The sequence below is a fragment of the Cohnella sp. GCM10020058 genome, assembly GCF_042683485.1.
In the GTDB taxonomy this organism is placed as follows: domain Bacteria; phylum Bacillota; class Bacilli; order Paenibacillales; family Paenibacillaceae; genus Cohnella.
The window spans coordinates 191389-216173 of record NZ_JBHUJV010000006.1 but is presented as its reverse complement, the minus strand read 5'-3'; the positions used below and the strand labels follow the sequence as shown (position 1 = coordinate 216173).

Below are 24785 nucleotides of genomic sequence, written 5' to 3'. Positions count from 1 at the left end.
ACCGAGATTATTAATTCCCTATTCATATTCTGCTTGTGAAGGCATTTCTCTCCTCCACCAGGACTTGCCTTCAATGCGATCCTCTTTATCATGCGAGAATGCTCCACCAAATGTAAAAAAACCAAGTCCATCAATATTAAATACTTGTCCTCTCATCAGATGCATTACGCTGTCATTGATCCGATGAATTTTCCCGCCATTCCAAATTTCAACTGGGTAGCTCTCTAATAGATCAAAGTTCTCATGGTTTCCGTCAATAAAAAGTGTAGTAAATGTCTTCTGTTTACTAAGCCACTTTAACCAATATCGGTCTTCAGCATCGAGATTCCATATCAGACCAAAATCGCCCACAATGATAACGTAATCCTTTTTAGTCAGTTCACGCTGCTTAGGAAAATTTCTTGTATTTAATCGCTTTCCAATACTGATTGCTCCATGCGTATCGCCAGTTACAAATATCATTACATCCCTCGCCCCCTATTTCTTCGACATAACCATCACACGAATACGGAGTAAAAAAACGGCAGCCGGACTTCTAGCCGTCTACCGTTCGTATCTAGAGATTTTTCATTAAGCTTATTCAGAAACCAAAATATACTTCAAAGAGCCTTCCGAGGAGTATAGCGTTCGGTTAACCTCGTAAGTGCCCCCTGCAGGAACGGCCTCACGCGAGCGCTCGGGAACGGGATCGGAAAAACCGTATCCGCCAATAGTAACATCAGCGGTATGGAAGTCTTCTGTCCCTGCCGGCAAGTCGTTGCCGGATACGTTCTTTGCGACAAACGTAAGCGAAATACGTTTATCTTTACTGCCTGCGGGCGGCAGGTTCATTTTGAAATAAAGCGGCCGAAAATAACCGACCGTTTGAAATTCCCCGAAATCGTTGAGGCGTTGCGTGATGCTTCTTCTTTCACTTCCATCGGGGATGGAAATGGAGAGCAACGATTCTTCATACTGAGCTTTGATATGGAGTCCGTTCAATAGTACTTTTGCAGGGATAAAGAACTGGCCTTGTTTCATTACGGGCATCGTGTCCAATTTAACGATCGTGCCATCGTACAAAGCGGTATTGGCGTTTAGCGTCAACTCCACTTGATGTTTTGCCAAGGACACCGTAGCGCTGTGAAGTTTGGCGTCGTAAATCACATCCGCGCCTAGCAATTCACCAACGGCGCGCAGCGGCAGCATAAGTCTATTTTTTGCATCAATGTAGGAGACATCGGGAGCAGTGAAGAGCACGTAGTAATTGTTGACCTTCAAATGCACTTGCGCTTGTATTTCCTTGCCTACTGATACAGGAGAGGCTTGTGCACCTTCTCTTCCTGCCGCTAAAACTGGAAAGGCTAACAAGGCTGTCGCAGCAATGCGCAAGCCATTTTTAATGAAATGCAACAACAGGGATGGCCTCCTTGGAACGGCTGCTAAATAAGGAATAGCCTTGACGCTCGTTCTCTTAAGGGAAAATATAACATTCGGAAAACAATTTGTATATCGGTAGCAAGTCAGAGTCGTAATACGGTTATTGATTCATTGTTGAAGACTTCTCCATTATCACGGAAGCCGAAGCTTTCATAGAGCTTTTTAGCAGCAACGTTTTCGGATTTATAAGGAATCCAGCAGTAATGTGCGGGGCCAGCGGGGAATGTGCGGATAAATTCCAGAATTTTTTTCATAGCCGCCCGACCATAACCCTTGTTCTGATATTGCTTGTCAATCATCAGTCGCATGATGCAATAATTATTTTCTGCAATAGACGGTTCATCGTATCCTGTTATTCCATAGGCCAACATAACAAATCCAACGGGCTGCTCATCCGCGTATATGACAAATGGAAATGGATGCCCTCCATTAAGTACGTCTGATTAAACAAATTAAAAAATATTCTAAATACAAATTAACGACAGCTTTGGGCTTTAGATCAAGTCCTGCACCGTCGCTGAATTCTAACGCAATCGGTTGAAGCATCGAAGAAAACCCACCAGGAGTAAAACACTCACAGGTGGGTTTTGTAATACATCATTTAAACCTCTCTCAATATCACTTCTCTAGTTCGAAAAATTCAATAAGTAGTTTGTAGAAATTCTCAAAAGCTTCTTCTTCGCTACTGGAGTTTAAAATAATTATGGATGCCCAGCTGTGCGTAGTGGTAACATTAAAATTTTTTTCAATATATTTTTGAAACTCGGGAAGAAAGAAAGAACTTGATTCACCAGTCATTTCGTAATGATATTCAATATAACCATTCAGGAAAGCCTGAAGTAAATGTAGTGACTTCGTGCCAAGATAGATTTCAGGTAGATGCCCTATCTTTTGGAGTAGATTATACAGTTTGTCCATATTTACCATGCTCCTAATTGATCTTAATATCTTTTGTTTTTCTTGTTCCAGTGGCATGAAGATCATCTAACCATTTTTGATACTCTATCCCATTGGGATGGATATTATCGTAAACTTTACCTTCATACAGGATCCCTGTATGATAACCGTTTTCGCTGATACTTTTCCCAGCGGAATCACTCCAAATCCACCCTCTTCCTCCCTCATACTTCACTTCAACTTGCATTCCCTTAATTCCATTTTTAACCATGTAAGCTTTCATATCTTTAGCTGCATCTGTGCAAGTAAGATTACAGTTTCGATATTTACCTGCGATTTTAGAGAGATCTTTACTGACTTCAGTAATAGTCTTTGTTTTAACAGGAATTTTAATTCCGCTTTTCTTTCCAGGACCTTTTAGCCCTCCTATTGCTGATGCTGCATCTACATATGTGGGATTGAAAAAAGAATCTATCATATCCCCATACATCATTTTATAATACCATGAAAAATCACTCATTTCTTTATTTTCAGATTCCATCCATTTTAATGTACTTTTCACCTTCTTTACCGAACCATTCCATAAATCTTTTACATTAGGAAAGACAATTATATGGCCACTTGGGTCCGTATATAGCAGTGGATTATTATGCACATAGGTGTACAAATTCAACGTGAGCGGATTATCAATTTGTCCTTCGAACGTATCCTCATTAATAAACCTACCGACACTAGGATCGTACCATCTGGCTCTCAAATACTGTAATTCAGTCGTAGAGTCCCAGTATTCTCCGGAGTAAAGAAACGGATTTTTTATAAGTTCAGTTTTGCTTTGGATATTCCCCCAGACATCGTATTTATAGCTATTTAATAATCCGCCATCAGCGCCTCTTAAACTAGTAACATCGCCGTGACCATTAAAGCTAAAAAATGCTTTTGAATCATTATAAACTATAGCTTCAAGTCTGGCTCCGCGTAAATATGCAGCCTTGAATTGTGGGTGTCCATTAATGACTTCCGCCTCAGCAATAATCTGATCTCCATCGTAATAGTAGCGGGTCTTTTGTCCCGATTCTGTCCTTTCTACCATCAAACCGTCGCCGTTATACTTATATTGGACTATCTTCCCATCTTGTTCGGCGCGAATTAGACGGTTTTGCTTATCATAAGTGTATTTTGAGTCAGTAAGCACCATGCCATGCGAAGATTCCATTACGATCCGATTGCCACGATTGTCGTAGTTGTATTTTTCTTGCAATTCCGGAGAAGACTCAATTCGATTTAGTTTGTCATAAGCAAAATGAGTCGTTGATCCATTGGTCTTAACACTTGTAATATTGTGATTGTTGTCGTAACCATAATCCCAGGAATCGCCAACGCTTTGCTGATTCAACTTTTGAGACATTTTCGTTAACTTCATGCCGTCATACTCATATTCCGTTTGAACACCGTTAGATTGATCGACATAATGAAGCATACTGTTGTCGTAATAACTATACTTTGCTTCGGCCATTTCAGGATTAACATTCGTTCCGGTGGTCTTTAATCGATGCATTGAGTCATAGGTCCAATATACGGTTTGCCCGAAAGGCCCAGTGGCTTGCGAACGATTACCGTTGGCTTCGTATTGAATATTGCTTAGCTGGAGCCCGTCTGGATATGTGACAGTTTTTAGCTGACCAGTATTTGAATCGTAATCATATTTAGTTGGCCCTGTATCGTCTATTAAATAAGTTCTTCTTCCAGCTTTATCATATTTAAATTCTACTGTCTCATCATTGTTAATTTTCTTAAGCATTCTATTACGTGAGTCAAACACAAAGCTAGTCTTGTTACCCATTCGATCTGTAACAAATAACGGATTTCCGTTTAAATCATATTCGTTCAGTTCATTGGTACCCTCCTCATTGATTTGCTGGATCATTTGCCCCAGCTCATCATACACATATTGTTTAAATGAACTATCAGGGAATGTAATTCTCGTCATATTTCCTTGTAAATCGTAGTCATAACTTGTAGTCTCGTTCTTTGCATTCGTGACCGTCTTCAATTTCCCATCGTAATCATAGGTGTAAGCAGTGAGATTTTGTTCTCCATCTTTCACTGACTGTAACAGTCCACTTACGGCATCAACTTGCTGATTTGAAAGCTGTGTTAGCAATTGTGTTACTGGTGACTTCTCAAACTCCGCATGCAACTGCCCCCACTTGTCATAAGTTTTCATTTGTATTGCATCTTCCGCGTCTGTTGAGAGGACTTGGCGTGTCACATCGTCATAGAGCGTTCGAACCGTGGACGAATCGGGAAAAGTTGTAAGCTTAAGACGATCCCAATTATCGTATTCATAACTGATTTTCTTACCAAGGGCGTCTACGCTAGTACGCAATCTACCGTATGCATCATGCTCGTACGATTGCACTACGCGGAAGCCTGTACTATCCTTAATACTCTCGCTTATCTTCCAGCCAAGAGCGTTCCAACCGACCTGTGACTGGTTGCCCTCTTCGTTCGTAAATGTGACTATGTTCCCCATATCGTCATAGGCGATAGAAGAAGATTCATGATTCGGATAAGTGATATTTAAGATACGTCCAAGTTTATCATAGGTATAACTCGTCTCAAGCTCTCGGCCATCCTTATAAGAATTCATAAGTCCAGTTGATTTCTCATATTTTGCAGACTGAGCCTTAACTATTAAAATTCCGTTAACATCGTGAAATTGAGTGCTCTCTTTTGTCAAAAAAGCACCGGAATAAACACTACTGTACTCATACTGAATTGTCGTTGGTTTTGCACCATTGGCCAACGTCATTGCTTGCAAATTACCATAGCTATCGTATCCACTGTATGTGAATTGCTGTAACACTTGCCCTGTAGCGTTGTCTTTTCGGGATATTACTTGTGTCAGCTTACCCAATGCATTTCTTTCATATAACGTATACTTAAATCGCGTGTTATCTACTGGTTCAACGGCTGTTTGAATAAGATGCCTACTGTTATCGTAGGTATAGTTTGAAGTTTTACCGGTAGGGTCCGTTTTTTGCAAGACATTTCCATAGTCATCGTATTGAATAGATGTCGAAAATACATCAGATGTGCGATTGTCGCTCGAAACAATGGAAGTAGGTTCTGAAACTGGATATGTCCGCGCTCCCACAATTTTATTATACGCATAGACCGTTTTCTTCTCCGTTCCCTCAGCCATCGCGGTCGATTGCTCAAGATAGTATTGTGCAGGAGTGGAATCATTTACAAATTTTTTCTTGAATTGATATTGTGTAATCACCAATCCATCAGTCATTGTATTAGAAAAAGTAAGATCTTGATTGTACGATGAAGCATAATCAGAGCTGTTGTAGTTAATCGATTTGCGATTATATTCAAGTGTAGAGCCATTGTTGTAATGAATCTCATCGTATCGATCTGACAAACGATACACTTCATTTACTGCATTGGCACCAATATACCTACTCACTGGACTGGATTCAAATTTGTATGTTGTAACAGCACCGGTTGGATAAGTCACCTTTTCCAAAAGCGCATATGGATTTGAAACTGCACGATCCGGTCGATCAGCAAAAAGATTAAATTTAGCTTGCCCGGTGAAATACATGTAACTAGTTAGCCTGCCCTCCGCATCTTGTACAGAGCTTAATACTTCAACCCCTTGCTCAATGCCCTTGGTATATTTGACGACTTCATTGCTTTTCGTCAAAGTTACTTCGCTTGGTGAATACGAAATATTAATAGTATTACCAATCGCATCCTCAACTTGAGATAAAACCTTGCGATTGTATTCCAAACTCTGCTCATATTTGAACTTTATCGTATTGTTGTAGTTATCAGAAATTTGAAGCAAACGCCCATCAGCATCGAAATACTGCCTGGTTAGTCCATCAACCGTGACTAATACATTTGCTGAAACTAGATCGTTCACGGTGACAGAGTTATCTGGATTAATTGATGTCCCTTCCCAGCTACTTCCTTTTATTTTATTCCCCTCAATTTCATATTTGCTGCCGTCCGCCATATTCAAATATTTCTTATCATCATCTGATTCAATGTACGGCAAGTTCCAAGACCAACCGGCACCAATTGGGTATGTTTGTTGATCTACTTTAGGCTTTGTTTTACCAAAGTAATTGGTAGTAAAACCAGTACCTACACTAAACCAGTGCACCTCGGCTTTTGGAGTGGCTGCAGCATAATATCTATAACCATCTTCATCACCTATATATCTCCCTGGTAGACTGTTTATTCTATTTACTTCAACAATAGCGTCAACATAGTTTTCAAAAATAGAAGGAGATTCTAAAGTAACTGGAACGGATGGCCCTAACACTTCATTCTCATTTATCCGAGTGGAACGTACATCGTAGACATAACGCCAATGATCGCTTCCACTGTTGGTCCAGGAATTTTTGCCGACCGTGCCTTCATAATCTTGCTTCCAGTTACGTGTATCTTTAGCTGGACGGGTCACATTTCCGGAATAGTTGGCAATATAAGTTTTAGTACAGATGTATCCAGGTGTTCCTGGACTTGAGCATGGCTTCGGATTAGTCGTATCACCTCGGCTCAATGTGCCAGAGAAACCATCAGCATCGCTATAATCTATGGAACTGGGACATGAGTTTCCTGTGCCGGTGGCTACCCAATTGCCACTCGAATTGTATATGCCAGGTATCGCATTTGTACAAATATCGGATTTAGGTTTAGTCTCTGCGTTTTTATATTCGCCGGAATTAAGAGTTGGAGACCCCTTTTTGAACAAAGTGCCTGTGTATCCGTCGGAATTGTATGATACAGAGTTCGGAAAACTTGAGGTCGATGAACTTATAATTGAGCTACTTCTGACATCGCTTATGTAGGATGTATTATAGGTTTTCCCACGTCTCGCCAGTGCTGTACGTGCCGATTCCGCTTCTGTTTTTGTAGCATAATTACCCAGCAGCTTCTCTGTAGACTCCAGTATATAAGTACTGTTGTCCGGTTGCCCGTCTCCATTGTAGTCTTCCTCTACCCACATATCTTCAATATATTTTACCGAATAAGTTTTCGATACACTTTGCTGGTTTCCTGAATATTCTACATAGTAATGAAGCACATCAAATGAGTAAGTCTCCTCCCCCACATCCATGTCATATAACTGTGAAGAGGAGCTGTTATACTTGCGTGTAAGAGCAAAAGACAAGCCATTTCTTCCCGGCAACTCCATATCCGTTTGCTGAATCGAAAGATCTCCAGTCATGCTAGAAATTGATTCTGCATCGGAATTCACTGAATAAGGGGCTTGATTTATGCTTTGTCTGCTGAACTCAGGAGGAACACTTATGGTAATCGGTTTTTCAGGCTGAGCGACTAAAGCAAGCGGTTCTGACTTTACCGCGTATGCGGCTTCAGCGACAGAAATGTCTTGTTTAAATTCTTGCGAATTACGGTAGACGACATCTTCTACTGAGGATTCTTCACCATTCAACTCCCCGTAAGCCACACCACTTACTGACAAATTAGCGAAGGGAGCATCCTCTTTTAGTACTATCGGCAAGTCTAGTATTGAGTCATTGGGTTCTTCATAGACATCGCTGGTAATAGAAGTCGATAAATTCTGTTCTTCAGGAAAAAGCTTGTAAATTGCATCCTGGTAAGAAACACTTTTAAGCCCAGAATAGACAAAAGCAGAATAGATCTGGTTTAAAGAATAACCTGAATTTAATTGCCCCTGTATGAATGCTTCTGTTGTCCCAAAACGCTGTGCAATATATTGTGATGAAATTTCAAACTGACTTGACTGATTGTCTGAATTTTCATTTGCATAAACAACTTGATTTTCCTTAAGAAAATTGCCAGCCACTAAACTCAATATTATAAGAATTGATAATCCGCTTTTTAGCCATTTCATCATAAAGGCATTTTCCCCTTTGATAAATTTGATTTAGTTACAAACTGATGAAGGAAAAAACAAAGCATCAAAAAGCTACTTAAAATTATGAATATATTTGGATTTGATCAAGAATTTATAAGTCATGGATTGAAAACCTTTTTAGAAAGCAAGTTCCCATTCAAATCGTAATAAAATTCAATAACTTGTCCGTTAGATAACTGAATTGAAAGCAGCCTTCCTTTTGAGTCATATTTATAAATGCTTTTGCTAGGAATTTGAGTTGTGGAACTATCGATGCCTACCCTGACCTTCATGTTGGTTGTATATCCATTAATTCTAACGTAATAAATTAAGCCACCCTGTAAACTCACATTGGTAGCACCAGTTCCCCATGCAAGTAATTGATTCATTCTCTCGTTGTATACCTCAACTACGGTATATGGAGGAAGCTCACCAGCAACTGGGATGCCCTGATAGAAGTCCGTTGTAACTAAGTAATTTTGCGTAGCGGGCGTAAGAAACTCCAAACCCCATTTTGTTGTATTTGTCTTGTTTATATCGGTGGGTACTTTCATCAATAAGGATGAATCTACATTGGATACAACTTGAAACCGAGTTTGTAAATCATGATTTAATACATGATCTGGAGCAAGCTTAATGAAATAAGTGTTACCTTGTTCTAAATAGACACTTAATTCCGAATATATGCATTCATCGTATGTCTCTTCTCCAGTTGAAATTAAATTTTCTAACGAATCTTCCTCAAACATTTCAATTAATGCTCCGTTAGAAGAACAACTTTCAAAACCACCATAAGGGCTAGTGAAGAATTTGTACTCACCTGTTTGAATTGGACTAAATCGTAATATTGCATACTGATTTTCAGGGATTGATAAATCGAGAGGGGAATTTAAATCCACGATTGGTAAACTAGTAATCACAAAATTGGCGTTCCCAAGACTTGAAAATACACTTATTGGATAGGTCCTGCCCCCGCTTAAATTTACCGTAATTGTCTTTGTTAATTTACTCCAGTTATTTGTAATATCTCCAGTAATCGTATGTTGATAATTAGGAACGTTATCTGCAAATATTAAAACAACATAATCCATGTCTTCAAGTTCCAGATCAATTTGGGATACTGTAAGCTGATAAACCCCATTCTTTGGAGGAGTAAAATACCACAATGTGTCTGTAGCATATTCAATAATATGTGTTGTACTTAATTGAATCGACTTTCCTGTAGGGAAAGAGGACTGAAGACTGAAAGAGTTAGAATTAGACGTTTTACTTGAAGACAGCTTGCCTGCTTCCGTTAGTTTTCCTACCTGACTTTTAAAATACTCAATATTTTTTATATATTCGTTCAATAAGGACTCTAGCTGCTCTGATGTGGCATTTGCTTCATGCAAGTTATAATTAGTGCTTAATAGATCATAATAAGTTTGCAAAATTACTGTATTAAGTTCATATTTCTCTTGTGAATACGCTAATTGGCTTAAATATTTTAAATAGTCCCCTTTATTCGAGAGCTCTTGATTTAAACTATATTCAACATCATCATCGGCATTTGTTATTGAGCTGTTTTTAGAAATGCTTGATTGTTTGCTATTCGAATTCAATTTACTTTCAGTACCATAATTACTTGTCGTTGTTCCTTCTTTTGCACTTACCCCTGTTTCCAAAGAAAAGATCAAAGCCAATAATACTACCATGAATCCATACCGTTTCTTCATAAGGAGCCCCTCCAGCGAAATATAATCTTCATCTATTATATTTTGCTGGATAAATTGTGAAAGTCATTTTTTCCATATTTAATATACGGATTACAATTTGATCGATTAGTTAACAAATAAGCAAATCAAAAACTCTTTTCAAGGTCTCTTATTAAACTTTAAGTCCGACACTCTTCGTTTTATTTCTATCCAATATTTGAGATATATAGTCATAGTGATGAAATAATAGGAGTAAGATCGTTCTATATAAGGTAATTGAAACATCGGAACGTTGAGGAGTATAAGAGGAAAAACCCGCTACCTGACTGCTTCCAGCGTTACTCTACGCCGCTCATTTTGCCTGACCAACATTTCCCTGTCCAACCACTCCAACGAGCGTACACCTTTATGGGACGCTCTCTCAGCTGCTACTGGAGCGGGACCTGGATGCTGAGGTTGCGAATCGTGGTTTCATGGCATAAAGGTTGCCCTATTAAAATGCGGTCATTGTTTAGAGTCGATCTGCAGAAAATCCTTTAATTTTAAGGAATAGTCGGCCAAAAAGGTATTGAGAACCCCCTTGATATTTTGATCCAAAACCTACCCGTCAGATTTTGATCGGTGTGACATTTTCCCGCGAAAAGGGTATATGCCAGCAAAAGTAGAACAAAGCCTTACGCAGCAAGGGTTACAGGGGATTTTCGAACACCCTTGCCGCGTGATATTTTGCCTCGAAAAGGGTATATAATAATCTTTTAATATCTTTAATAAAGATCTAATATCTCTTTGCAAGAATTTGCAAATGGTTGGACGGCTTCCCCTGATTGTCGTTGACGCTCTTGGGCTTCGCCCTTCCGCCCTGTCGGGCTGATACAAATTTGACAATATACTATTACAAAATTACTTTTTGTTTTGATCGTAGTTCAACACATGACCGTAAGTATCTACCACCAACAACCTCGATTGAAAGATCATCGTAGCTAATAATATATGCGGAAGTCTCCAAGTCGTCTTGTATCCAAATATCAACTTCAATTTCATTTTGAATACATGATTCGATTTGCTCATTTCGTAATGATTGGAATATAGCGATTCAACATACTTGTCCTCCTTTCTAGACGCATAACGCTGTCTGTATCGCATTATGGCAAAAGGCAGATTCACTGCTCCAAGAATAAAACAAGAAACAATAGGTATGAGTTGAGGAATGGTGGGATATTTCGGTTTTCCGTCTCCGACAGGCCCAGTTTTAGGTTGATGGATATCCCACAAACCATACAAAAGACCAATAACGGGTATCAAGATACAAATCACGCTGGCAACTATATAAATTACATACTTGTTCATCATCCCCCTCCATTTGGGAAACGATTGAACGCTCCTGCTTGTTAGCCAAACAGCCTGCCGGATTGCGCCAGCAGGCTGTTGAATTAAAGTAACGCTTCAGTTCGAGCGGAACATGTTATAGTTCTCGACTATTTCTCCACCGCATAGCGGGTCGCGATAATGCCCGAGTCAAATGTGCGGCTGGACAGCAGCTTGAGCCGGATTTTCTCGACGCCGTCGAATGCCGACTTTCCACTGCCAAGGACGACCGGACAAATCGTCAGTAGGAACTCATCGATCAGGCCAAGCTCAAGCAGCGTCTTCGCAGCTCCAGGGCTACCGAAGATTACGAGGTTTTTGCCCGGCTGCTCCTTAAGCGCCTTGATCTCCTCTGCGATATTGTCCTTGATCAACATCGTATTGTTCCATTCCGCCTTGTCCATCGTGCTGGAAATGACGATCTTTTTCACATCCTGTACCCACCTAGCATGCTCTAAACTGTGCGTCGACTCGTTCGGATCGTCCAGCACCGTCGGCCAGTAGCTCTCCATCATCCGATACGTCGTACGTCCGTATACCGGAGAGCCGACTTCGGCTACGACCTCCTCGGCGTACTTCTCAAATTCCTCGTTGTAAGGAATCCAACCCAGGCCTCCCTCCGAATCCGACGCATACCCATCCAGCGATACATGCATGAACAATACGAGCTTTCTCATGTCCATCTCTCCTTCAATTTGGAATTTATCTTGTTCGTTTTTGAACGTTTCCCATACTTTGTCCTGTTGCTAAGTTCACTATAAATCATTACGTAACGTAACGTTCAAGAGGAAGCCTAATTTTTTTTGCAGACAAGAAGTTTCGCAAAACTCCCGATTAAGCCGGCAGGCTGCATGTTTAAGGTGTCGCCTCCGGTTGTGACCTATCGTTGAACTGCTCCATTATACGAATGACGCGTGTTACAAGCGTTAAAATCTCTGTTTCCATTCATTCTTGGTCGTGTCAAGTATAAGTGTTGATCTTTAGCAGCGTAATTATGAACCTCGAATACGCCAGCAAGCAAATTATCAAGGTAGGGCAAACGTTCATTTATTGAGTGTACCGTCCTGTGATTTAACTCAGGCGTTTCGTTGTGTAGGTTTTGAGCAAATCTTAAAGTCATTTTCTTTTGTTCAATTAAATTTTCCCCTTCGATCTGAGACCGATATTTATCAATAGCAGCAAGCAAATACTTTTGGTCTTCAATCCAGTGTCTGGACATCGTCTCTGCCCCTTCCTATTGTTACAGACCCGACCATCGAAAATGATGCTTGATCCCCCTCAACACTTCGTTTGAAACTTGGCTTCCCCCTCCAAGATGGCCTTCAAAAATGCTTTCGACTTTTGCAGCTGCCGCTGAAGATTTTCGATTTCGATGAGCTTCTGCTCCACCACTTTTTTCTTGGCCTCGGATGAGAAATGATGCTGTTGATCGACCAACAAACGCAGCTCTTCGATCGAGAATTCTACGGATAGAAGGGTCTTCACGTCATTGAGATAGTCGACTACCTCCTCCGAGTAAATGCGGTAATTATTCGGATCTCGTTTGACGAATGTGTCCGGGATTATATTTTTGCGTTCATAGAATCTCAAGGTGGAGATCGGCAGACCCGTCAATTTAGCAACATCGTTTATTCTCATCAGGAGACCTCTCCTTTACCTGTTGCTATGAACTTAAGTTCATAGTCCATAATGCGAGTAGGATAACCGATGGCAAATGCCAAGTCAAAAAATCACGGTTATCAAAGGGAGAGGTTTTGATGTTCAACCATATTCAAAATAACGATTTTGCCAGCATTGTTAAGGGTCGGCGTTCCGTTCGCAACTATGACGAAAACGTTAAAATATCAAAAGATGAGCTGCGTGAGATCATTTCGGAAGCCAGCCTGGCGCCGTCCTCTGCCAATATGCAGCCTTGGCGCGTCGTGGTGGTCGACACCCCGGAAGGTAAAGAAAAACTGAGGCCGCTCGTGCGGTTTAACACGCTGCAGAACGACACTTCGTCCGCCATGCTCATCCTTTTCGGCGATATCCAAAGCTACGACTATGCCAAAGAAATTTACGATGCAGCGGTGGAGCAAGGTAAAATGCCGCCCGAGGTCAGAGACAGCCAGTTGAACACGATCCTGTCGATGTTCCCGACGCTGCCTAGAGAACTGCTGGTTGAAGTCGCCAAAATCGATAGCAGCCTTTTTGCCATGCAGCTCATGCTGGTCGCTCGCGCGCACGGGTACGATACGAATCCGATGGCGGGCTTTGAAACGGATCAGGTAGCCAAAGCGTTTGATTTGGATGAAGACCGCTATGTTCCCGTAATGATCATTTCCATTGGAAAAGCCAAAGAAGAAGGGTATGCATCCGTTCGATTAGATTCGGAGAAAATTACGTTTTGGAGATAAGATCATGCACGGAGAAGCGCAATGAGGACCGCAACAGACTGCCTCCCGGCAATCTGTCGCGGCCCTCTAAATCGCGTCTATAAACTTTGCTCGGTCACTCCCGCTATCGGATCGAAGGTCAGCATCTTCGTCCCGATCTTATCGATGAAGAAGCGATCGTGGCTTACCGTAATGACCGCGCCGGGAAAATGGATCAGCGCTTGCTCCATGACCTGAATGCTCGTAAGATCCAGATGGTTGGTCGGCTCGTCCAGGATGATCACGGCCGCACCGGAGAGAAGACACTTGGCCAGCGCCACCCGCGCCTTCTGCCCGCCGGACAGATTGCCGATGACCTTGCTCAGATCCGCCTCCGAAAATTGCAGCATGGCCAGGAATTTGTTCACCTTTTTGCGGGGAGCGTCCAGTCCCAATCCATACGTATTCACCGCATGGCTGACGGTATCCTTGGGATCAAGCTCCTCCCACATCCGGTTGAAGTAAGCGTAGCTGACGCCCTTCTCCCAGACCACCTCTCCGGACTCAGGCTTTTCCTGCCCGGTGAGCGCCTTGATAAGCGTAGACTTCCCGCTTCCGTTGGGCCCCACGATGACGAGGCGGTCTTCCTTCTGAATATCGAAGCTCACGTTCTCGAAGATCTGCCGCCCCTCGTAGGTCTGCCCGATCTTCTTGGCTTCGCATAGCTTGTCCGGAAAGCGCAGCCGCTCGTAAATATCGGTAATCAGCACGTTAACCGGATGCGGCTCGATTCGCTTCTTGTTATCCGCCAGCTTGCGCGAGAGCCGGTCCTTGGCGCCCGACTTCCTGTTCGCGCGTTCGTCGATCGCCTCGGACTCCATGAGCAGCAGCTCTTCCTCCCACTCGAACTGACGGTCGAGCTCCTTCTTGCGCATTTTCTTTTTACGAACGTAGTCGGTGTAATTGCCTTCGTATTCCTGAAAATGATAATTTTCGATCTCAATCGTGCGCGTAACGACCTTGTCGATGAATTGCCGGTCATGGGACACCAGAATCATGGCACCCTTGAACCGGTACAGCCACTGCTCCAGCCATGCGATGCCTTCCATATCCAAGTAATTGGTCGGCTCGTCGAGCAGCACGACGTCGGGCAGCTGGATCAACATCTTCGCGAGCGCGGCGCGGTTGCGCCACCCGCCGGACAGCTCATCGATCGGCTGATGGCGCGATCTGTCGTTGAACCCCAGCTTCGTCAGCACCGTGTTAATCTCGACGGACACATTCCAGCCATCGAGATGCTCCATCTGCTCGAATAGCTCCGCCTGCCTGGCGAGCAGCCCGTCCATTTCCTTGTCGTCGGTAACGATACCCAGCTTATCCCCGACCTCTTGCAGCTCCCGTTCGATAAGCGCGACCTGCTCGAAGCATGCCTCCAGCTCTTGCTGAACGGACAAGCTGCCCCTTAACTCCGAGAACTGCGAGAAATATCCGATTTTCACCTGAGGATCGATCTCTACTCTGCCGGCCGTCGGTTCTTCCTGTCCAAGAATGAGCTTGAATACCGTCGACTTGCCGGCGCCATTTCGTCCGATGAGACCGATCCGTTCACCTTGCATCACCCGAAAATAAATATCGCGAAAAACCATCGAATCTTCGTACTTCTTCGTGACGTTCTCCAAACGTATGACGCTCATGCCGATCACCTTTCCGGTTGCAACTTCTAAGGTGATTATAGCATTGTTGGTCAAAGGAGATCGGCCGCGCATGGTCGATTTACAGTTTTACACCCTCGGAAATGTCCTTGCCAAAGTATTTCGTCGAAATCTTGGCGTAGGTGCCGTCCGCGTGCATCGCCTTCAGCGCTTCGTCGAAGGCTTCCACCGTATCCGCATTGCCCTTCCGGAACAGGAATGCCGCGGTCTCCAGGTCGTCGGACTGGTCGACCACTTTGATTTTGAGATCGGGCCGTTTCTTGCGCAAATCCAGAAAGTACAGGCTGTTATAGATGAGCGCATCGACCCGCTTCGATTGCAGCAGCTCGACGGAGTCGCCATTTTCCGGCACCAGCGTGGCACCGTATTTTAACGCAAGCGCCCCTTGTACTGATTCCGCAAGCCCGTTCGTCTTCTTCCCCTTCAAATCCGCGAAGCCGTTGATCTCTTTGTTCTCCTCGAGCACGATTAGGGTCAGGTTGGAAAATTGATAGGGATCCGAAAAGTCGTACTTCTTCTGACGCTCCTCGGTAATGGACAGCTGCGGGATCGTGTCGAAGCGGCCGCCGTCCAGGCCCGAGAACATGCCGGCGAATTCGACCTCGGCAAACTTCACCTTCAGACCGATCCGCTTGCCGACTTCATTGGAAATATCGATATCGAAGCCGGTTAAACCGCTGGCGTCGTGGAACGAATAAGGCGGATACGTGCCGGTGGTGGCGACGACGATCTCCCCTTTTTTCTTCAATTGCGCAAGCGTGCTGCCGGACTGGCTCTTGGCGCTGCATGCGCTCAGGAGCAATCCTGCCGCAACCATAAGAAATGCCATTTTTCTGAACACGATCAACCATCCTCCGATAATAAGCAATTAAATGGAATACGCAGGGAATAGCGAAGAAAACCCCGGTGCCAGACGGCTCACGAATTGCCGAACCCGTTCCTGGCGGGAATGCACGAAAACGGCCTCGGGGGTTCCGTTCTCCAGGATCGTGCCCTGGTCCATGAACAGCACCCGATCTGCGACCCGGCTGGCGAATTCCAGCTCGTGCGTCACGACGACAAGCGTGATACCGGAGCGGCTCAAGGCGCGCATGACCTCCAGCACCTCGCCGACCAGCTCCGGGTCGAGCGCCGAGGTCGGTTCGTCGAACAGAAGAATCTGCGGCTCCATCGACATCGCCCGGGCGATGCCGACCCGCTGCTGCTGTCCGCCCGACAGCTGGTACGGGTAGCGGTCCCGGAAGGCCGCAAGGCCGACTTGCTCCAGCAGCGCGACGGCGCGCACCCGTGCGTCGGTATGGGTTAACCGGCGTGCGGTGATCGGGCCGATCATGACATTTTCGAGCGCGGTCATATGGGGAAACAGGTGGTTGCCCTGAAAAACCGTTCCGGTCTGCCGACGGAAGGCCAGGATGGCCTTCGGGTTCGGCTTGTCTGCCTGCGAGAAGCGAAGCTCCCGCTCGCCGAGGCGGATGCTCCCGCCGGTCGGGAGCTCCAGTAGATTGATGCAATTCAGCAGCGTCGACTTGCCCGAGCCCGACGGCCCGATCACGACCGTCGTCGTCCCTTGCGACAGCTCCAGATCGATGGCCTTCAGCACCGGCACGTCGCCGAATTGCTTCGTTAAGCCTTGAAGAGTAAGCAGCAGGGCCGCTCCCTCCTTCCTTCGGTTTAGGTCTGATAGGCGCCAAGCCGCCGCTCCAGCCGGGATTGCCAGATCGTCAGCGCGGAGCAGAGAACGAGATAATACGTGCCTGCGATCAGGTACAGCAGCATCGGCTCGAAGGTCGAGGCGGCGATCAGCTTGGCCGCGCCGAACAAATCGGGGATCGTCACGAGCGCGGCTAACGACGAGGTTTTAAACAGCGTGATGAATTGATTGCCGAAGCTCGGCACGCAAATCCTGAACGCCTGCGGCAAAATCACGCGGATGAGGTTCTGGCTCCGCGACATGCCGAGCGCATAGCCTGCCCGCCACTGACCGCGCGGGATCGACAAGATGGCCGCCCGCATAATCTCCGACGAGTAGGCCGCTTCCGAGATCGTCAGGCTGATCACGATGCTGGCGAACGGCGACAGCAGAATGCCAAGGCTTGGCAGACCATAGAATATGAGAAAGAGCTGCACCAGAATCGGCGTACAGCGAATGATCCACACATACACCCGGGCGGGAACCCGGGCATAGGGGTTGGCCGATAAGCCTGCGAGGGCGATGGCCAGCGCAAATACGAGTCCGAGCGCGAAGGAAAGCAGCGAGATCGGGATCGTATACAGGACCGTCCCCTTCAGCAAGGGCTGCAGCGACATGGAGATGATCTCCATAATGCGGTCTAATCGTTCTGAAGCCATGAATGTCACCTCGAACCTGCGAGTGCCGGAGAAAACGGTTGAAGCCGTCTTGCCGTTTTGCTAAAATATTGGGTAAATAAATGGATTTACTCGGTTTTTAAAAATGGAGGGACCCGCATGATTCAGTTCAGGGACAAAGCGTACCGCTGCGCCTCCGAGGTCGCGATGCAGCTCGTAAGCGGCAAATGGAAAGTTCTTATCCTGAGCCTGCTGCACGACCAAACCTTCCGGTTCGGCGAGCTGCAGAAGCGCATGCCAGGCGCGACCCACAAGATGCTGACCGAGCAGCTGCGCGACCTCGAACGTGACGGGCTGATCGTACGCAGCGTGTATCCCGTGGTCCCGCTCAAGGTAGAGTACGATCTGACCGACCGCGGCAAGCGGCTGGCGCCCATCCTCCAGCAGCTGTGCGAATTCGGGGCCGATTATATCGACAGCTTCCCGGCCGAAGCTTCGGCGGAGGAGGACCGGCGAGCCTGATCCTGTCCGGGGTGGAGGAGAAACTTGGCGCCGAATCGCTTGCCTGCATTTTTTGCCGCCTCAAGCGCTTCTGCATCGCCGCGTTCGAGCAGAATGACGTTTTCCGGGTAGAGCTTCCCGAGCAGCGCTCTCGTGACGAGTTCATTTCCTCCGGTCGCGATCTCATGCGTACCCGCATCGTCCGTAACCAACCCGGAGAGGGATAGAATAGGGCCCGCAGCGTGATGGGCGATAACTGGCTCCTCCTGCGTCGGGGACGGGCCGATCGGCTTCTTGTCTGCAGAACCTGCGCGGTAATGGAAGCGATGGCCCCGAAAGATTTGCCCCAAGTCGACGTTATAGATATCGGTACCCGCAGGCAGTTGGAACGTAATGACCGCCTGATCGTCGCTGATCAGGTTTGCCTGCAAGCTCGCTTCGGCGATGCCGCCCAACTCCGCCGCTCCTCCCCCGCTCTCCTCTGAACCGACCCCCAGCTTCGATCGCGTTGCCTGGTAATAGTCGGGATATTCATACGCAAAAGCAATCGCATCCCCTTTGCCGGACGCGATCGTCCGTACCGGGTACCACCGAAGAAGATACCGGGGCGCCTCGGCCAGTTCGGTCCCCAGGCTAGCCGGCAGAATCGTTCCGTGCCGATACTGAAAACCATAACCGACGGCAGCCAGCTCCGGTGCCAGCAGGCTTGCCGCATAGCGAACGAGCGACTTGTGGTCCAGCGGCCTGGCCAGCAGCTGCGAGAGGAACGCGGTATGCGCTTGCTCGGTATACCGCAGCCCTCGGGTTGTCCGCGCCGTCAGCGCAAGCGGCACCTCCTGCCAATTCTCGAACGGGAGAAGCGCGTCACGGAGGAGAACGATCTCGTGCAGGTACTCGTTGAACAGCTGCATGACGGATGGGCCGCCTGCCGGCCCCGTGAGCATAGCGGTCACCTCGTGCGTCCAGAGATGATTATCGCACCGGCTCCGGAATACGAGACGCCCAAGCACCTCATCGCCGAGCTCCCGCAATCCGCGCGCTTCGCCGTCGAACGCGCGGGCCCACTGCGACAGCGTCTCCCCGATCCGGCTGGCCTGCTCGGACAGCTCTAGCCTCCCATAGTCGCTTAGCTCCAAGGCGGCCAGCGGAAGCGCCGTTTCCCGCCCGGCTATTGCGAGCGTCTTCTCGATATTCGCCAGCAGCGCTTCGCGATCGGCCGCCTCCCCTAATTGAACGGCGATGGCCTCGAGCAGCACGCTTAACGCCTTAACGATCTCTCTGGCAGTGTACACGCCATTCGGAATGTCCCATTCCCACAAGCCGTTGTCGGCGGATGGCTTCACGGTCTCCCCGCCCGGTCCGGCATTCTGGCCGGCGGCAGCTTCCAGCCGGGTCCCCCAGACGATTCTCTGCTCCCCTACATCCAAACGATACGATGACATGCGGCACCTTCCTTTCTGATGGGATCATCCTATCACAGCTATTCCGATGCGGATAGAATGCACTTTTTCGAGCGATAGGCACGGTTTGGTAAGATAGTTCCCGAATGGGAACTATGTCTCGTTTCAAAAAAACACATCGCCCGGGCGTTGAGCCGCTTGGCGATGTAACTTCGACAATTAACTTATTGGGGCGAACCGGGCCAGAGCCACCAAAGCCGCGATACGCAGTTTTGCCCGCTTCATCACGGTATCGAATTGTTCATCGATGGCGGGCAGAACCAGATTTAAGCAGGTCCGCCCCGAACGATCTCCAAAGCCTGCTTTTCGACCCTGCACGCATGCGCCTGTCCCCTGCTGAATATCCTGCTAGTGGAATCTTAATCTACGCAGGAAAGGATGATTCTGTATGATTGGTTCGTTGACGTATTGGATGGAGGTTGCGCTGTGGGTTGTGCTTGGCTCGATGGCAGTCGACTTTCTCGTCGGACTCTTTCAATCGCTTCAAGGCAACAAGCTTGGCAGCGCGAATGAAGCGGTTCTCGTCCCCCTGAAGGGAATCGTCGTCCATGTGCTGCCGCTCCTCATACTGTCGGGAATCGCTCTGATGGACGAGACGGGTTGGATCGTCAAGACAGCTTATTATATAGGTGCCGTCGCCGTGGTCATCAAGTACTTGAAGGACATCAAGGCGAAGCTGTAATTAAAGGCGAAGCTGTAACTAGCAGCCTCGCGCCTCGTCTCGGAACTTGGCCCTCTGCCGGTAAGGCGGAGGGCTTGTTGGCGTTCAGGCGAATGACATCCTGCGTCTTGCATCGCCGTTATTCTACGATCTCTTCCACCTTCTCCTGGAAGAATAGCTTGTAAATGTGCGTAAACAAAATTTTAACGACAATATAGACCGGGATGCTCAGCAGCATGCCCAGCACGCCGGCGAGATCGCCGCCAAGCAGCAGGAGCACGATAATGGTGACGGGATGAATCGCCATCGTCCGTCCGAAGATGATCGGCGTCAGAATATGGTCCTGGATCTGCTGCGCAGCCAGAATAATGAGCAGCGACCAGAGCGCCAGCATGGGAGATTCCATAAATGCGACAACGAGGACCGGAATTGCCGCCAGAATAGCGCCGATGTACGGAATAAAGTTCAGCACGACGGATATAAGTACCAGAAGCAGCGCGTATGGAAGTCCGATGATCAGGAAGCCGACGTACATAAGAGCGCCGAGAATGATGTTCAGCACGACCCGGCTTACAATGAACGAACCGAGCGCTTCGTCAATCTCCGACAGGGCTGCACGCCCTTCTGCCTTGTATTTGCGCGGCACCAGATACAAAAGGGAATTTTCCAGCTTGCGCCCGTCCTTGAGCATAAAGAAGAGAATGACCGGCACGACCCCGATCAGCACGACGGCACGGGAGACGACGGAAATGATGTTCGTCAGGTACGTAGAAGCCCAACCGGCGGCCTTCTGGGCGTACTCCGACATCCGGGCTTCCAAATCGAACGACTCCGGCAGGACCGAGGAGACTACGCTCCCGTCTTCGGTCTGGTCCTGAACCTGATCGCTCAGGTCCTCCACGACTTTGGGCGCGTTGTTGATAAAGTTATTGGTCTGATCGCGCAGCGTCGGCCACACGAGCCAGACAAACAGGGCGATTAAACCCGCAAACACCAAATAGAGCAGCGTGACGGCCAGCCAACGCTTCATCCCCCGGTTATGTAAAAAGCCGACGATCGGGCGAAGAAGGTAATAAAGAAAGCCGGACAGCGCAATCGGCAGAATGAGAATCTCGAACATCCGAACGATCGGCGCGAACATGAAGCGATCAAGGAAGAGAAGAAAGATCGCCAGCAGCACGAAAATAACGCTGAGAATGATTCGAAAAAACTTCGCATACGGCATGGCAGCCCCTCCTTTTGGCTCTATTACCCGCCGGATGAACGAACAGAAACCCAAACGGCTTGCCTACATCCAAACGGTACGATGACATGCGGCACCCTCCTTTCTGATACCATCGAGCGGTCAATAAATAAAGCTGCGCGCGGCAGCGCAGTCGGCTAAAGGATCCGCTCAGTCAAATTTATTTTGCTTTCGTTGTCACAAATCGGCGCCCTGCATTGTTATATGTGCAAATCGCCAAAGGAGTTGTTTTCTCATGGTAGGGACGGAGAGCAAAAAACAAGAAATTTTGAACGCTTATCGGTTCAGGTTTGCTTGCAGGTCATTCGATTCAAACAAAAAGATCCCGGATGAAGATTTTCACTTTATATTGGAGACAGGAAGACTGTCTCCAAGCTCGGCAGGTCTAGAGCCTTGGAAGTTTGTCGTGATCCAAGATGCGGCGCTTCGTGAAAAATTAAAACCCGTAACCGCCGGTGCCCAGGGTTCTCTGCCTACCGCGAGCCACTTTGTCGTGATCTTGGCCAGACATGGCTTAAAGCATGATTCCGCTCATGTGACCAAAATGGTGAACGCCGTTCATCATTTCCCCGAAGCGCTTATTCCGCATTTCTTGGGTTCCTACCAAACCTTCGTGGAAACGGAGCTCGAAGCGGACGATCGTCTCCTTTTCGAATGGGCCAGCAAACAAACCTATATCGCGTTGGGCAACATGATGACCGCCGCGGCTCAAATCGGCATTGATTCGTGTCCGATCGAAGGCTATGACAGAAAACAGGTGACCGCTATTCTGCAAAATGAAGGAATTATTAACGGCGACGATTTCGGTTTAGCCTGTATGGTCGCTTTCGGATATCGTCATGAGGATCCTAAACGTCCGAAAGCAAGACAAATGCTGGATGAGATTGTGGAGTGGCGGTAAACGATTCCAGATAAAAGGGAGTGTTGCACCATGGCAATTAAACCATTATTGGATCAAGCAAAGGACCATTTTATCGCTGTCGCGCCCGAAGAAGTGCAATCGCAAGTTTTTCGGCACATCAAGGAGCAGCAGGAGTCCGGTTTCGTTTTCGGTTTGCAGGAAGGGGACCCAGCTCCGAATTTTACGCTGGCCAGCCCGCTCGGAGAGCGCGTGAATCTATATGACGAGCTTGCGAAAGGACCGGTCGTTCTGACCTTTTACCGCGGCAGCTGGTGTCCGTTCTGCAATCTCCAGCTTCGGGCTTACCAGCAGTTGCTGCCGGAGATCGAGAGGCTTGGCGGACAACTGATGGCCGTGTCGCTGCAAAGCCCCGACAACTCGCTGTCCCATCAGGAGAAGGAGAACCTCACCTTCCGCGTGTTAAGCGATGCGAACGGCCACGTCGCGGACAGCTACCGGGTGCTGTACGAATTGCCCGATTACCTGCAGAATCTCTATGAGAATTCCGGGATGGATCTCGCCAAGTTCAACCAAACCGACCGCTGGATTCTACCGATTACGGCGACGTTTATCGTGGATAAGGAAGGAATCATCCGCCGCGCGCACGTGAATCCGGACCTCATGAAGCGGATGGAACCCGAGGACATCATCGATCAATTAAAGAAGCTGGCCGAATAAGAAAAATGAGAACACCCGCCTTTACGCTTGCGTAAAGGCGGGTTTCTTTGGAAAATAAAGAAGCGAATAGGGAGACGCTCCAGGAAAGGGTGAGACGGCGAATGGATGAACTGTACGTTCGATACAAGGCGCTTCTGTTTACGCTGGCCTATCAGTTGACGGGATCAGCTGCGGATGCGGAAGATGCGGTACAGGACGTGTTTATTAAGGCAGGCGACGTCCATCCCGAACGCCTGGAAGAGCCGAAGGCGTATTTGTGCAAAATGGTCACCAACTACTGCCTCAATCTGCAGAAGTCGGCGCGGAAGAAGCGAGAAACGTACGTCGGTCCCTGGCTCCCCGAGCCGATTCGGACGCAAGAGACGGATACGCTTGAGACGGCGGTCGTCCGCCGCGACCTATTGTCGTACGGCATGCTCGTGCTGCTGGAGCGGCTGACGCCGACGGAGCGGGCGGTGTTTGTCCTGCGCGAGGCGCTGGATTTCGATTACCCCGCAATCTCCGAGCTACTCGGCAAGCAAGAAGCGAATTGCCGGAAGCTGATGAGCCGGGCCAAGAGCAAGATGGACATTTCCGAGGAGGAGGAGGTCCCGGCCGCAGCGGCCGATCGGGAATGGGTGAGCCGGTTCCTCTCTTCCCTCGAGCAAGGTAACGTCGATCATATGCTGTCCCTGCTGACCGAAGACGTCATGTTCGTCTCCGACGGCGGCGGCAAAGCGGTTGCGGCCCTTCGCCCGGTACAAATGCGCGTTCCCGTGGCCCGTTTCTTGCTCGACGGGTTCAAAAGCGTCGTTCAGGAAAATCTCCGCTTCGAGGCTGCCCAGCTGAACGGCGAGATGAGCTTGATACTCCGTTCGGGGGACGAAGCCGTCGGGACTCTGTTTGTACAGCTCCAACGCGGGCAATTTGCCAGGATCTTCGTTGTACGAAATCCGGATAAGCTAACCCGGGTATGAAGACCGAACAGGAGGCGGGAGGTTCTCCTCCCTCCTCTCTATACATGAATCAACAGGAAACAAGCAACCTCAGTTCTTTAGAGGCGTCTTCAAAATCCTTTTCATATAATCGGTCCGTTGCGTTGAAGATTATCAATTATGCATCTGTACGTATTACAAAATGATATTGTTTTTCTTGCTTTCCCCAACTGACCGTAATGGTAATCCCTCTAGAATATTTCTTTGATTTATCGAATTGCGAGCTTAATGCGGAGGCCGGGTTTTTTTGAACAATATATTTTGAAACTCCATCTTCTATGGGGAGCGGCGTTACAAGGGACAATTTATCAGGATAGATATACTCACCGTTCGAGTTCAGTAAGCTGTCCCTTACACTAACTTTGTCCGGAGACGGATTTCCGAAATTAATCGTTATTTTATCCTGCATTTTTATATATTTAATATTAGCTAAAGGTTCTTCTTGAAAAGCGAATTTATATCGAAATTTTTGTCCGTTTTCTGATTCGGAAGGGTTATACAAAACATAATCAACCGAGTCCCCCCCGACAGTTAATGTCATTTTCCGGTTATCATCATTCATTCTGCATCCCGTAATTCCCATCACAATTATTAATAGTAATGTGCTTAAGACATATTTCAAAGTGCCTCCCCCTCCATGTTATCAACTTATTCTTTGACCCCCGTCGCTTCGTCTTGGTGAACTTGTTGGAACTTCCATTATAGTAAATAATA

22 protein-coding genes and 1 pseudogene are annotated in these 24785 nt (G+C 47.3%); 6 read left to right on the top strand and 17 right to left on the bottom strand.

The genetic code is table 11. The features are described 5' to 3' along the window. Positions 1 to 18: 18 nt before the first annotated feature. From ACFSR7_RS09455 to ACFSR7_RS09410, 10 genes and pseudogenes are all read right to left on the bottom strand, one after another. Positions 19 to 462 carry a metallophosphoesterase gene (locus tag ACFSR7_RS09455; RefSeq protein WP_378160857.1) on the bottom strand — a complete coding sequence of 148 codons (444 nt, stop codon included), beginning with the start codon at positions 460 to 462 and terminating at the stop codon, positions 19 to 21. Between the two features lie 114 nt (positions 463 to 576). Continuing rightward, positions 577 to 1395: a stalk domain-containing protein gene (locus tag ACFSR7_RS09450; protein WP_378160855.1), complete on the bottom strand. Its 819-nt coding sequence runs from the start codon at positions 1393 to 1395 to the stop codon at positions 577 to 579. Between the two features lie 107 nt (positions 1396 to 1502). Continuing rightward, positions 1503 to 1850, bottom strand: a pseudogene (locus ACFSR7_RS09445) (GNAT family N-acetyltransferase); the annotation flags it as partial. A gap of 187 nt (positions 1851 to 2037) precedes the next feature. Beyond that, the gene (locus ACFSR7_RS09440) at positions 2038 to 2337 is read right to left on the bottom strand and encodes a hypothetical protein (RefSeq protein WP_378160854.1); all 300 of its coding nucleotides are present in this window, start codon (positions 2335 to 2337) and stop codon (positions 2038 to 2040) included. 13 nt (positions 2338 to 2350) lie between these two features. Then, positions 2351 to 8221, bottom strand: coding sequence for an RHS repeat-associated core domain-containing protein (locus tag ACFSR7_RS09435; RefSeq protein WP_378160852.1), 5871 nt, complete (start codon positions 8219 to 8221; stop codon positions 2351 to 2353). A 119-nt stretch (positions 8222 to 8340) separates the two neighbouring features. Next, a complete protein-coding gene (locus tag ACFSR7_RS09430) occupies positions 8341 to 9936 on the bottom strand; it encodes an RHS repeat domain-containing protein (protein ID WP_378160851.1) in 1596 nt (531 codons plus the stop codon). Between the two features lie 879 nt (positions 9937 to 10815). Then, the gene (locus ACFSR7_RS09425; protein WP_378160849.1) at positions 10816 to 11262 is read right to left on the bottom strand and encodes a hypothetical protein; all 447 of its coding nucleotides are present in this window, start codon (positions 11260 to 11262) and stop codon (positions 10816 to 10818) included. A 128-nt stretch (positions 11263 to 11390) separates the two neighbouring features. Beyond that, positions 11391 to 11957 (bottom strand): dihydrofolate reductase family protein, encoded by a 567-nt coding sequence (locus ACFSR7_RS09420; RefSeq protein WP_282906714.1) that lies wholly within the window; start codon positions 11955 to 11957, stop codon positions 11391 to 11393. A 203-nt stretch (positions 11958 to 12160) separates the two neighbouring features. Next, positions 12161 to 12499, bottom strand: coding sequence for a hypothetical protein (locus ACFSR7_RS09415; protein ID WP_282906713.1), 339 nt, complete (start codon positions 12497 to 12499; stop codon positions 12161 to 12163). Positions 12500 to 12558: 59 nt separating this feature from the next. Further along, positions 12559 to 12918: a MerR family transcriptional regulator gene (locus ACFSR7_RS09410; protein ID WP_378160847.1), complete on the bottom strand. Its 360-nt coding sequence runs from the start codon at positions 12916 to 12918 to the stop codon at positions 12559 to 12561. 119 nt (positions 12919 to 13037) lie between these two features. Between ACFSR7_RS09410 and ACFSR7_RS09405 the strand changes: the two genes are divergently transcribed. Beyond that, positions 13038 to 13676 (top strand): nitroreductase family protein, encoded by a 639-nt coding sequence (locus tag ACFSR7_RS09405; protein WP_378160845.1) that lies wholly within the window; start codon positions 13038 to 13040, stop codon positions 13674 to 13676. Between the two features lie 77 nt (positions 13677 to 13753). Here ACFSR7_RS09405 and ACFSR7_RS09400 read toward each other — a convergent pair whose 3' ends face one another. From ACFSR7_RS09400 to ACFSR7_RS09385, 4 genes are all read right to left on the bottom strand, one after another. Continuing rightward, on the bottom strand, positions 13754 to 15328 hold the full coding sequence (locus tag ACFSR7_RS09400; RefSeq protein WP_378160843.1) for an ABC-F family ATP-binding cassette domain-containing protein: 1575 nt from the start codon (positions 15326 to 15328) through the stop codon (positions 13754 to 13756). Between the two features lie 79 nt (positions 15329 to 15407). Beyond that, the gene (locus ACFSR7_RS09395; RefSeq protein ID WP_378160841.1) at positions 15408 to 16187 is read right to left on the bottom strand and encodes a transporter substrate-binding domain-containing protein; all 780 of its coding nucleotides are present in this window, start codon (positions 16185 to 16187) and stop codon (positions 15408 to 15410) included. Between the two features lie 27 nt (positions 16188 to 16214). Continuing rightward, positions 16215 to 16991 (bottom strand): amino acid ABC transporter ATP-binding protein, encoded by a 777-nt coding sequence (locus ACFSR7_RS09390; protein WP_378161166.1) that lies wholly within the window; start codon positions 16989 to 16991, stop codon positions 16215 to 16217. Positions 16992 to 17017: 26 nt separating this feature from the next. After that, positions 17018 to 17695 (bottom strand): amino acid ABC transporter permease, encoded by a 678-nt coding sequence (locus ACFSR7_RS09385; protein ID WP_378160840.1) that lies wholly within the window; start codon positions 17693 to 17695, stop codon positions 17018 to 17020. Between the two features lie 117 nt (positions 17696 to 17812). Here ACFSR7_RS09385 and ACFSR7_RS09380 point away from each other — a divergent pair, with 117 nt between their 5' ends. Beyond that, positions 17813 to 18175 (top strand): winged helix-turn-helix transcriptional regulator, encoded by a 363-nt coding sequence (locus ACFSR7_RS09380; RefSeq protein WP_378160838.1) that lies wholly within the window; start codon positions 17813 to 17815, stop codon positions 18173 to 18175. Here the strand turns inward: ACFSR7_RS09380 and ACFSR7_RS09375 are convergent. Continuing rightward, complete coding sequence (locus tag ACFSR7_RS09375) at positions 18121 to 19596, bottom strand: hypothetical protein (protein ID WP_378160836.1); 1476 nt, start codon at positions 19594 to 19596, stop codon at positions 18121 to 18123. The two genes, ACFSR7_RS09380 and ACFSR7_RS09375, sit on opposite strands and share 55 nt — an antisense overlap. A 406-nt stretch (positions 19597 to 20002) precedes the next feature. Here ACFSR7_RS09375 and ACFSR7_RS09370 point away from each other — a divergent pair, with 406 nt between their 5' ends. Beyond that, positions 20003 to 20296, top strand: coding sequence for a hypothetical protein (locus ACFSR7_RS09370; RefSeq protein WP_378160834.1), 294 nt, complete (start codon positions 20003 to 20005; stop codon positions 20294 to 20296). Between the two features lie 118 nt (positions 20297 to 20414). Here ACFSR7_RS09370 and ACFSR7_RS09365 read toward each other — a convergent pair whose 3' ends face one another. Then, positions 20415 to 21500 carry an AI-2E family transporter gene (locus ACFSR7_RS09365; RefSeq protein WP_378160832.1) on the bottom strand — a complete coding sequence of 362 codons (1086 nt, stop codon included), beginning with the start codon at positions 21498 to 21500 and terminating at the stop codon, positions 20415 to 20417. Positions 21501 to 21753: 253 nt separating this feature from the next. Here ACFSR7_RS09365 and ACFSR7_RS09360 point away from each other — a divergent pair, with 253 nt between their 5' ends. From ACFSR7_RS09360 to ACFSR7_RS09350, 3 genes are all read left to right on the top strand, one after another. Beyond that, positions 21754 to 22419: an NAD(P)H-dependent oxidoreductase gene (locus ACFSR7_RS09360; RefSeq protein WP_378160830.1), complete on the top strand. Its 666-nt coding sequence runs from the start codon at positions 21754 to 21756 to the stop codon at positions 22417 to 22419. 30 nt (positions 22420 to 22449) lie between these two features. After that, entirely contained in the window at positions 22450 to 23097 is a 648-nt protein-coding gene (locus tag ACFSR7_RS09355; protein WP_378160828.1) for a peroxiredoxin-like family protein, read from the top strand. Positions 23098 to 23198: 101 nt separating this feature from the next. Next, positions 23199 to 24053 (top strand): sigma-70 family RNA polymerase sigma factor, encoded by an 855-nt coding sequence (locus ACFSR7_RS09350; RefSeq protein ID WP_378160826.1) that lies wholly within the window; start codon positions 23199 to 23201, stop codon positions 24051 to 24053. A 136-nt stretch (positions 24054 to 24189) separates the two neighbouring features. Here ACFSR7_RS09350 and ACFSR7_RS09345 read toward each other — a convergent pair whose 3' ends face one another. Then, positions 24190 to 24693: a hypothetical protein gene (locus ACFSR7_RS09345; protein ID WP_378160824.1), complete on the bottom strand. Its 504-nt coding sequence runs from the start codon at positions 24691 to 24693 to the stop codon at positions 24190 to 24192. Between the last annotated feature and the right edge of the window lie 92 nt (positions 24694 to 24785).

Coding starts and splice junctions, on each gene's coding strand:
- ACFSR7_RS09425 (WP_378160849.1), bottom strand. CDS start 11,262: ATGAACAAGTATGTAATTTATATAGTTGCCAGCGTGATTTGTATCTTG.
- ACFSR7_RS09420 (WP_282906714.1), bottom strand. CDS start 11,957: ATGAGAAAGCTCGTATTGTTCATGCATGTATCGCTGGATGGGTATGCG.
- ACFSR7_RS09380 (WP_378160838.1), top strand. CDS start 17,813: ATGATTCAGTTCAGGGACAAAGCGTACCGCTGCGCCTCCGAGGTCGCG.
- ACFSR7_RS09375 (WP_378160836.1), bottom strand. CDS start 19,596: ATGTCATCGTATCGTTTGGATGTAGGGGAGCAGAGAATCGTCTGGGGG.
- ACFSR7_RS09365 (WP_378160832.1), bottom strand. CDS start 21,500: ATGCCGTATGCGAAGTTTTTTCGAATCATTCTCAGCGTTATTTTCGTG.
- ACFSR7_RS09350 (WP_378160826.1), top strand. CDS start 23,199: ATGGATGAACTGTACGTTCGATACAAGGCGCTTCTGTTTACGCTGGCC.
- ACFSR7_RS09360 (WP_378160830.1), top strand. CDS start 21,754: ATGGTAGGGACGGAGAGCAAAAAACAAGAAATTTTGAACGCTTATCGG.
- ACFSR7_RS09355 (WP_378160828.1), top strand. CDS start 22,450: ATGGCAATTAAACCATTATTGGATCAAGCAAAGGACCATTTTATCGCT.
- ACFSR7_RS09455 (WP_378160857.1), bottom strand. CDS start 462: ATGATATTTGTAACTGGCGATACGCATGGAGCAATCAGTATTGGAAAG.
- ACFSR7_RS09370 (WP_378160834.1), top strand. CDS start 20,003: ATGATTGGTTCGTTGACGTATTGGATGGAGGTTGCGCTGTGGGTTGTG.
- ACFSR7_RS09385 (WP_378160840.1), bottom strand. CDS start 17,695: ATGGCTTCAGAACGATTAGACCGCATTATGGAGATCATCTCCATGTCG.
- ACFSR7_RS09410 (WP_378160847.1), bottom strand. CDS start 12,918: ATGAGAATAAACGATGTTGCTAAATTGACGGGTCTGCCGATCTCCACC.
- ACFSR7_RS09435 (WP_378160852.1), bottom strand. CDS start 8,221: ATGATGAAATGGCTAAAAAGCGGATTATCAATTCTTATAATATTGAGT.
- ACFSR7_RS09430 (WP_378160851.1), bottom strand. CDS start 9,936: ATGAAGAAACGGTATGGATTCATGGTAGTATTATTGGCTTTGATCTTT.
- ACFSR7_RS09400 (WP_378160843.1), bottom strand. CDS start 15,328: ATGAGCGTCATACGTTTGGAGAACGTCACGAAGAAGTACGAAGATTCG.
- ACFSR7_RS09405 (WP_378160845.1), top strand. CDS start 13,038: ATGTTCAACCATATTCAAAATAACGATTTTGCCAGCATTGTTAAGGGT.
- ACFSR7_RS09415 (WP_282906713.1), bottom strand. CDS start 12,499: ATGTCCAGACACTGGATTGAAGACCAAAAGTATTTGCTTGCTGCTATT.
- ACFSR7_RS09440 (WP_378160854.1), bottom strand. CDS start 2,337: ATGGACAAACTGTATAATCTACTCCAAAAGATAGGGCATCTACCTGAA.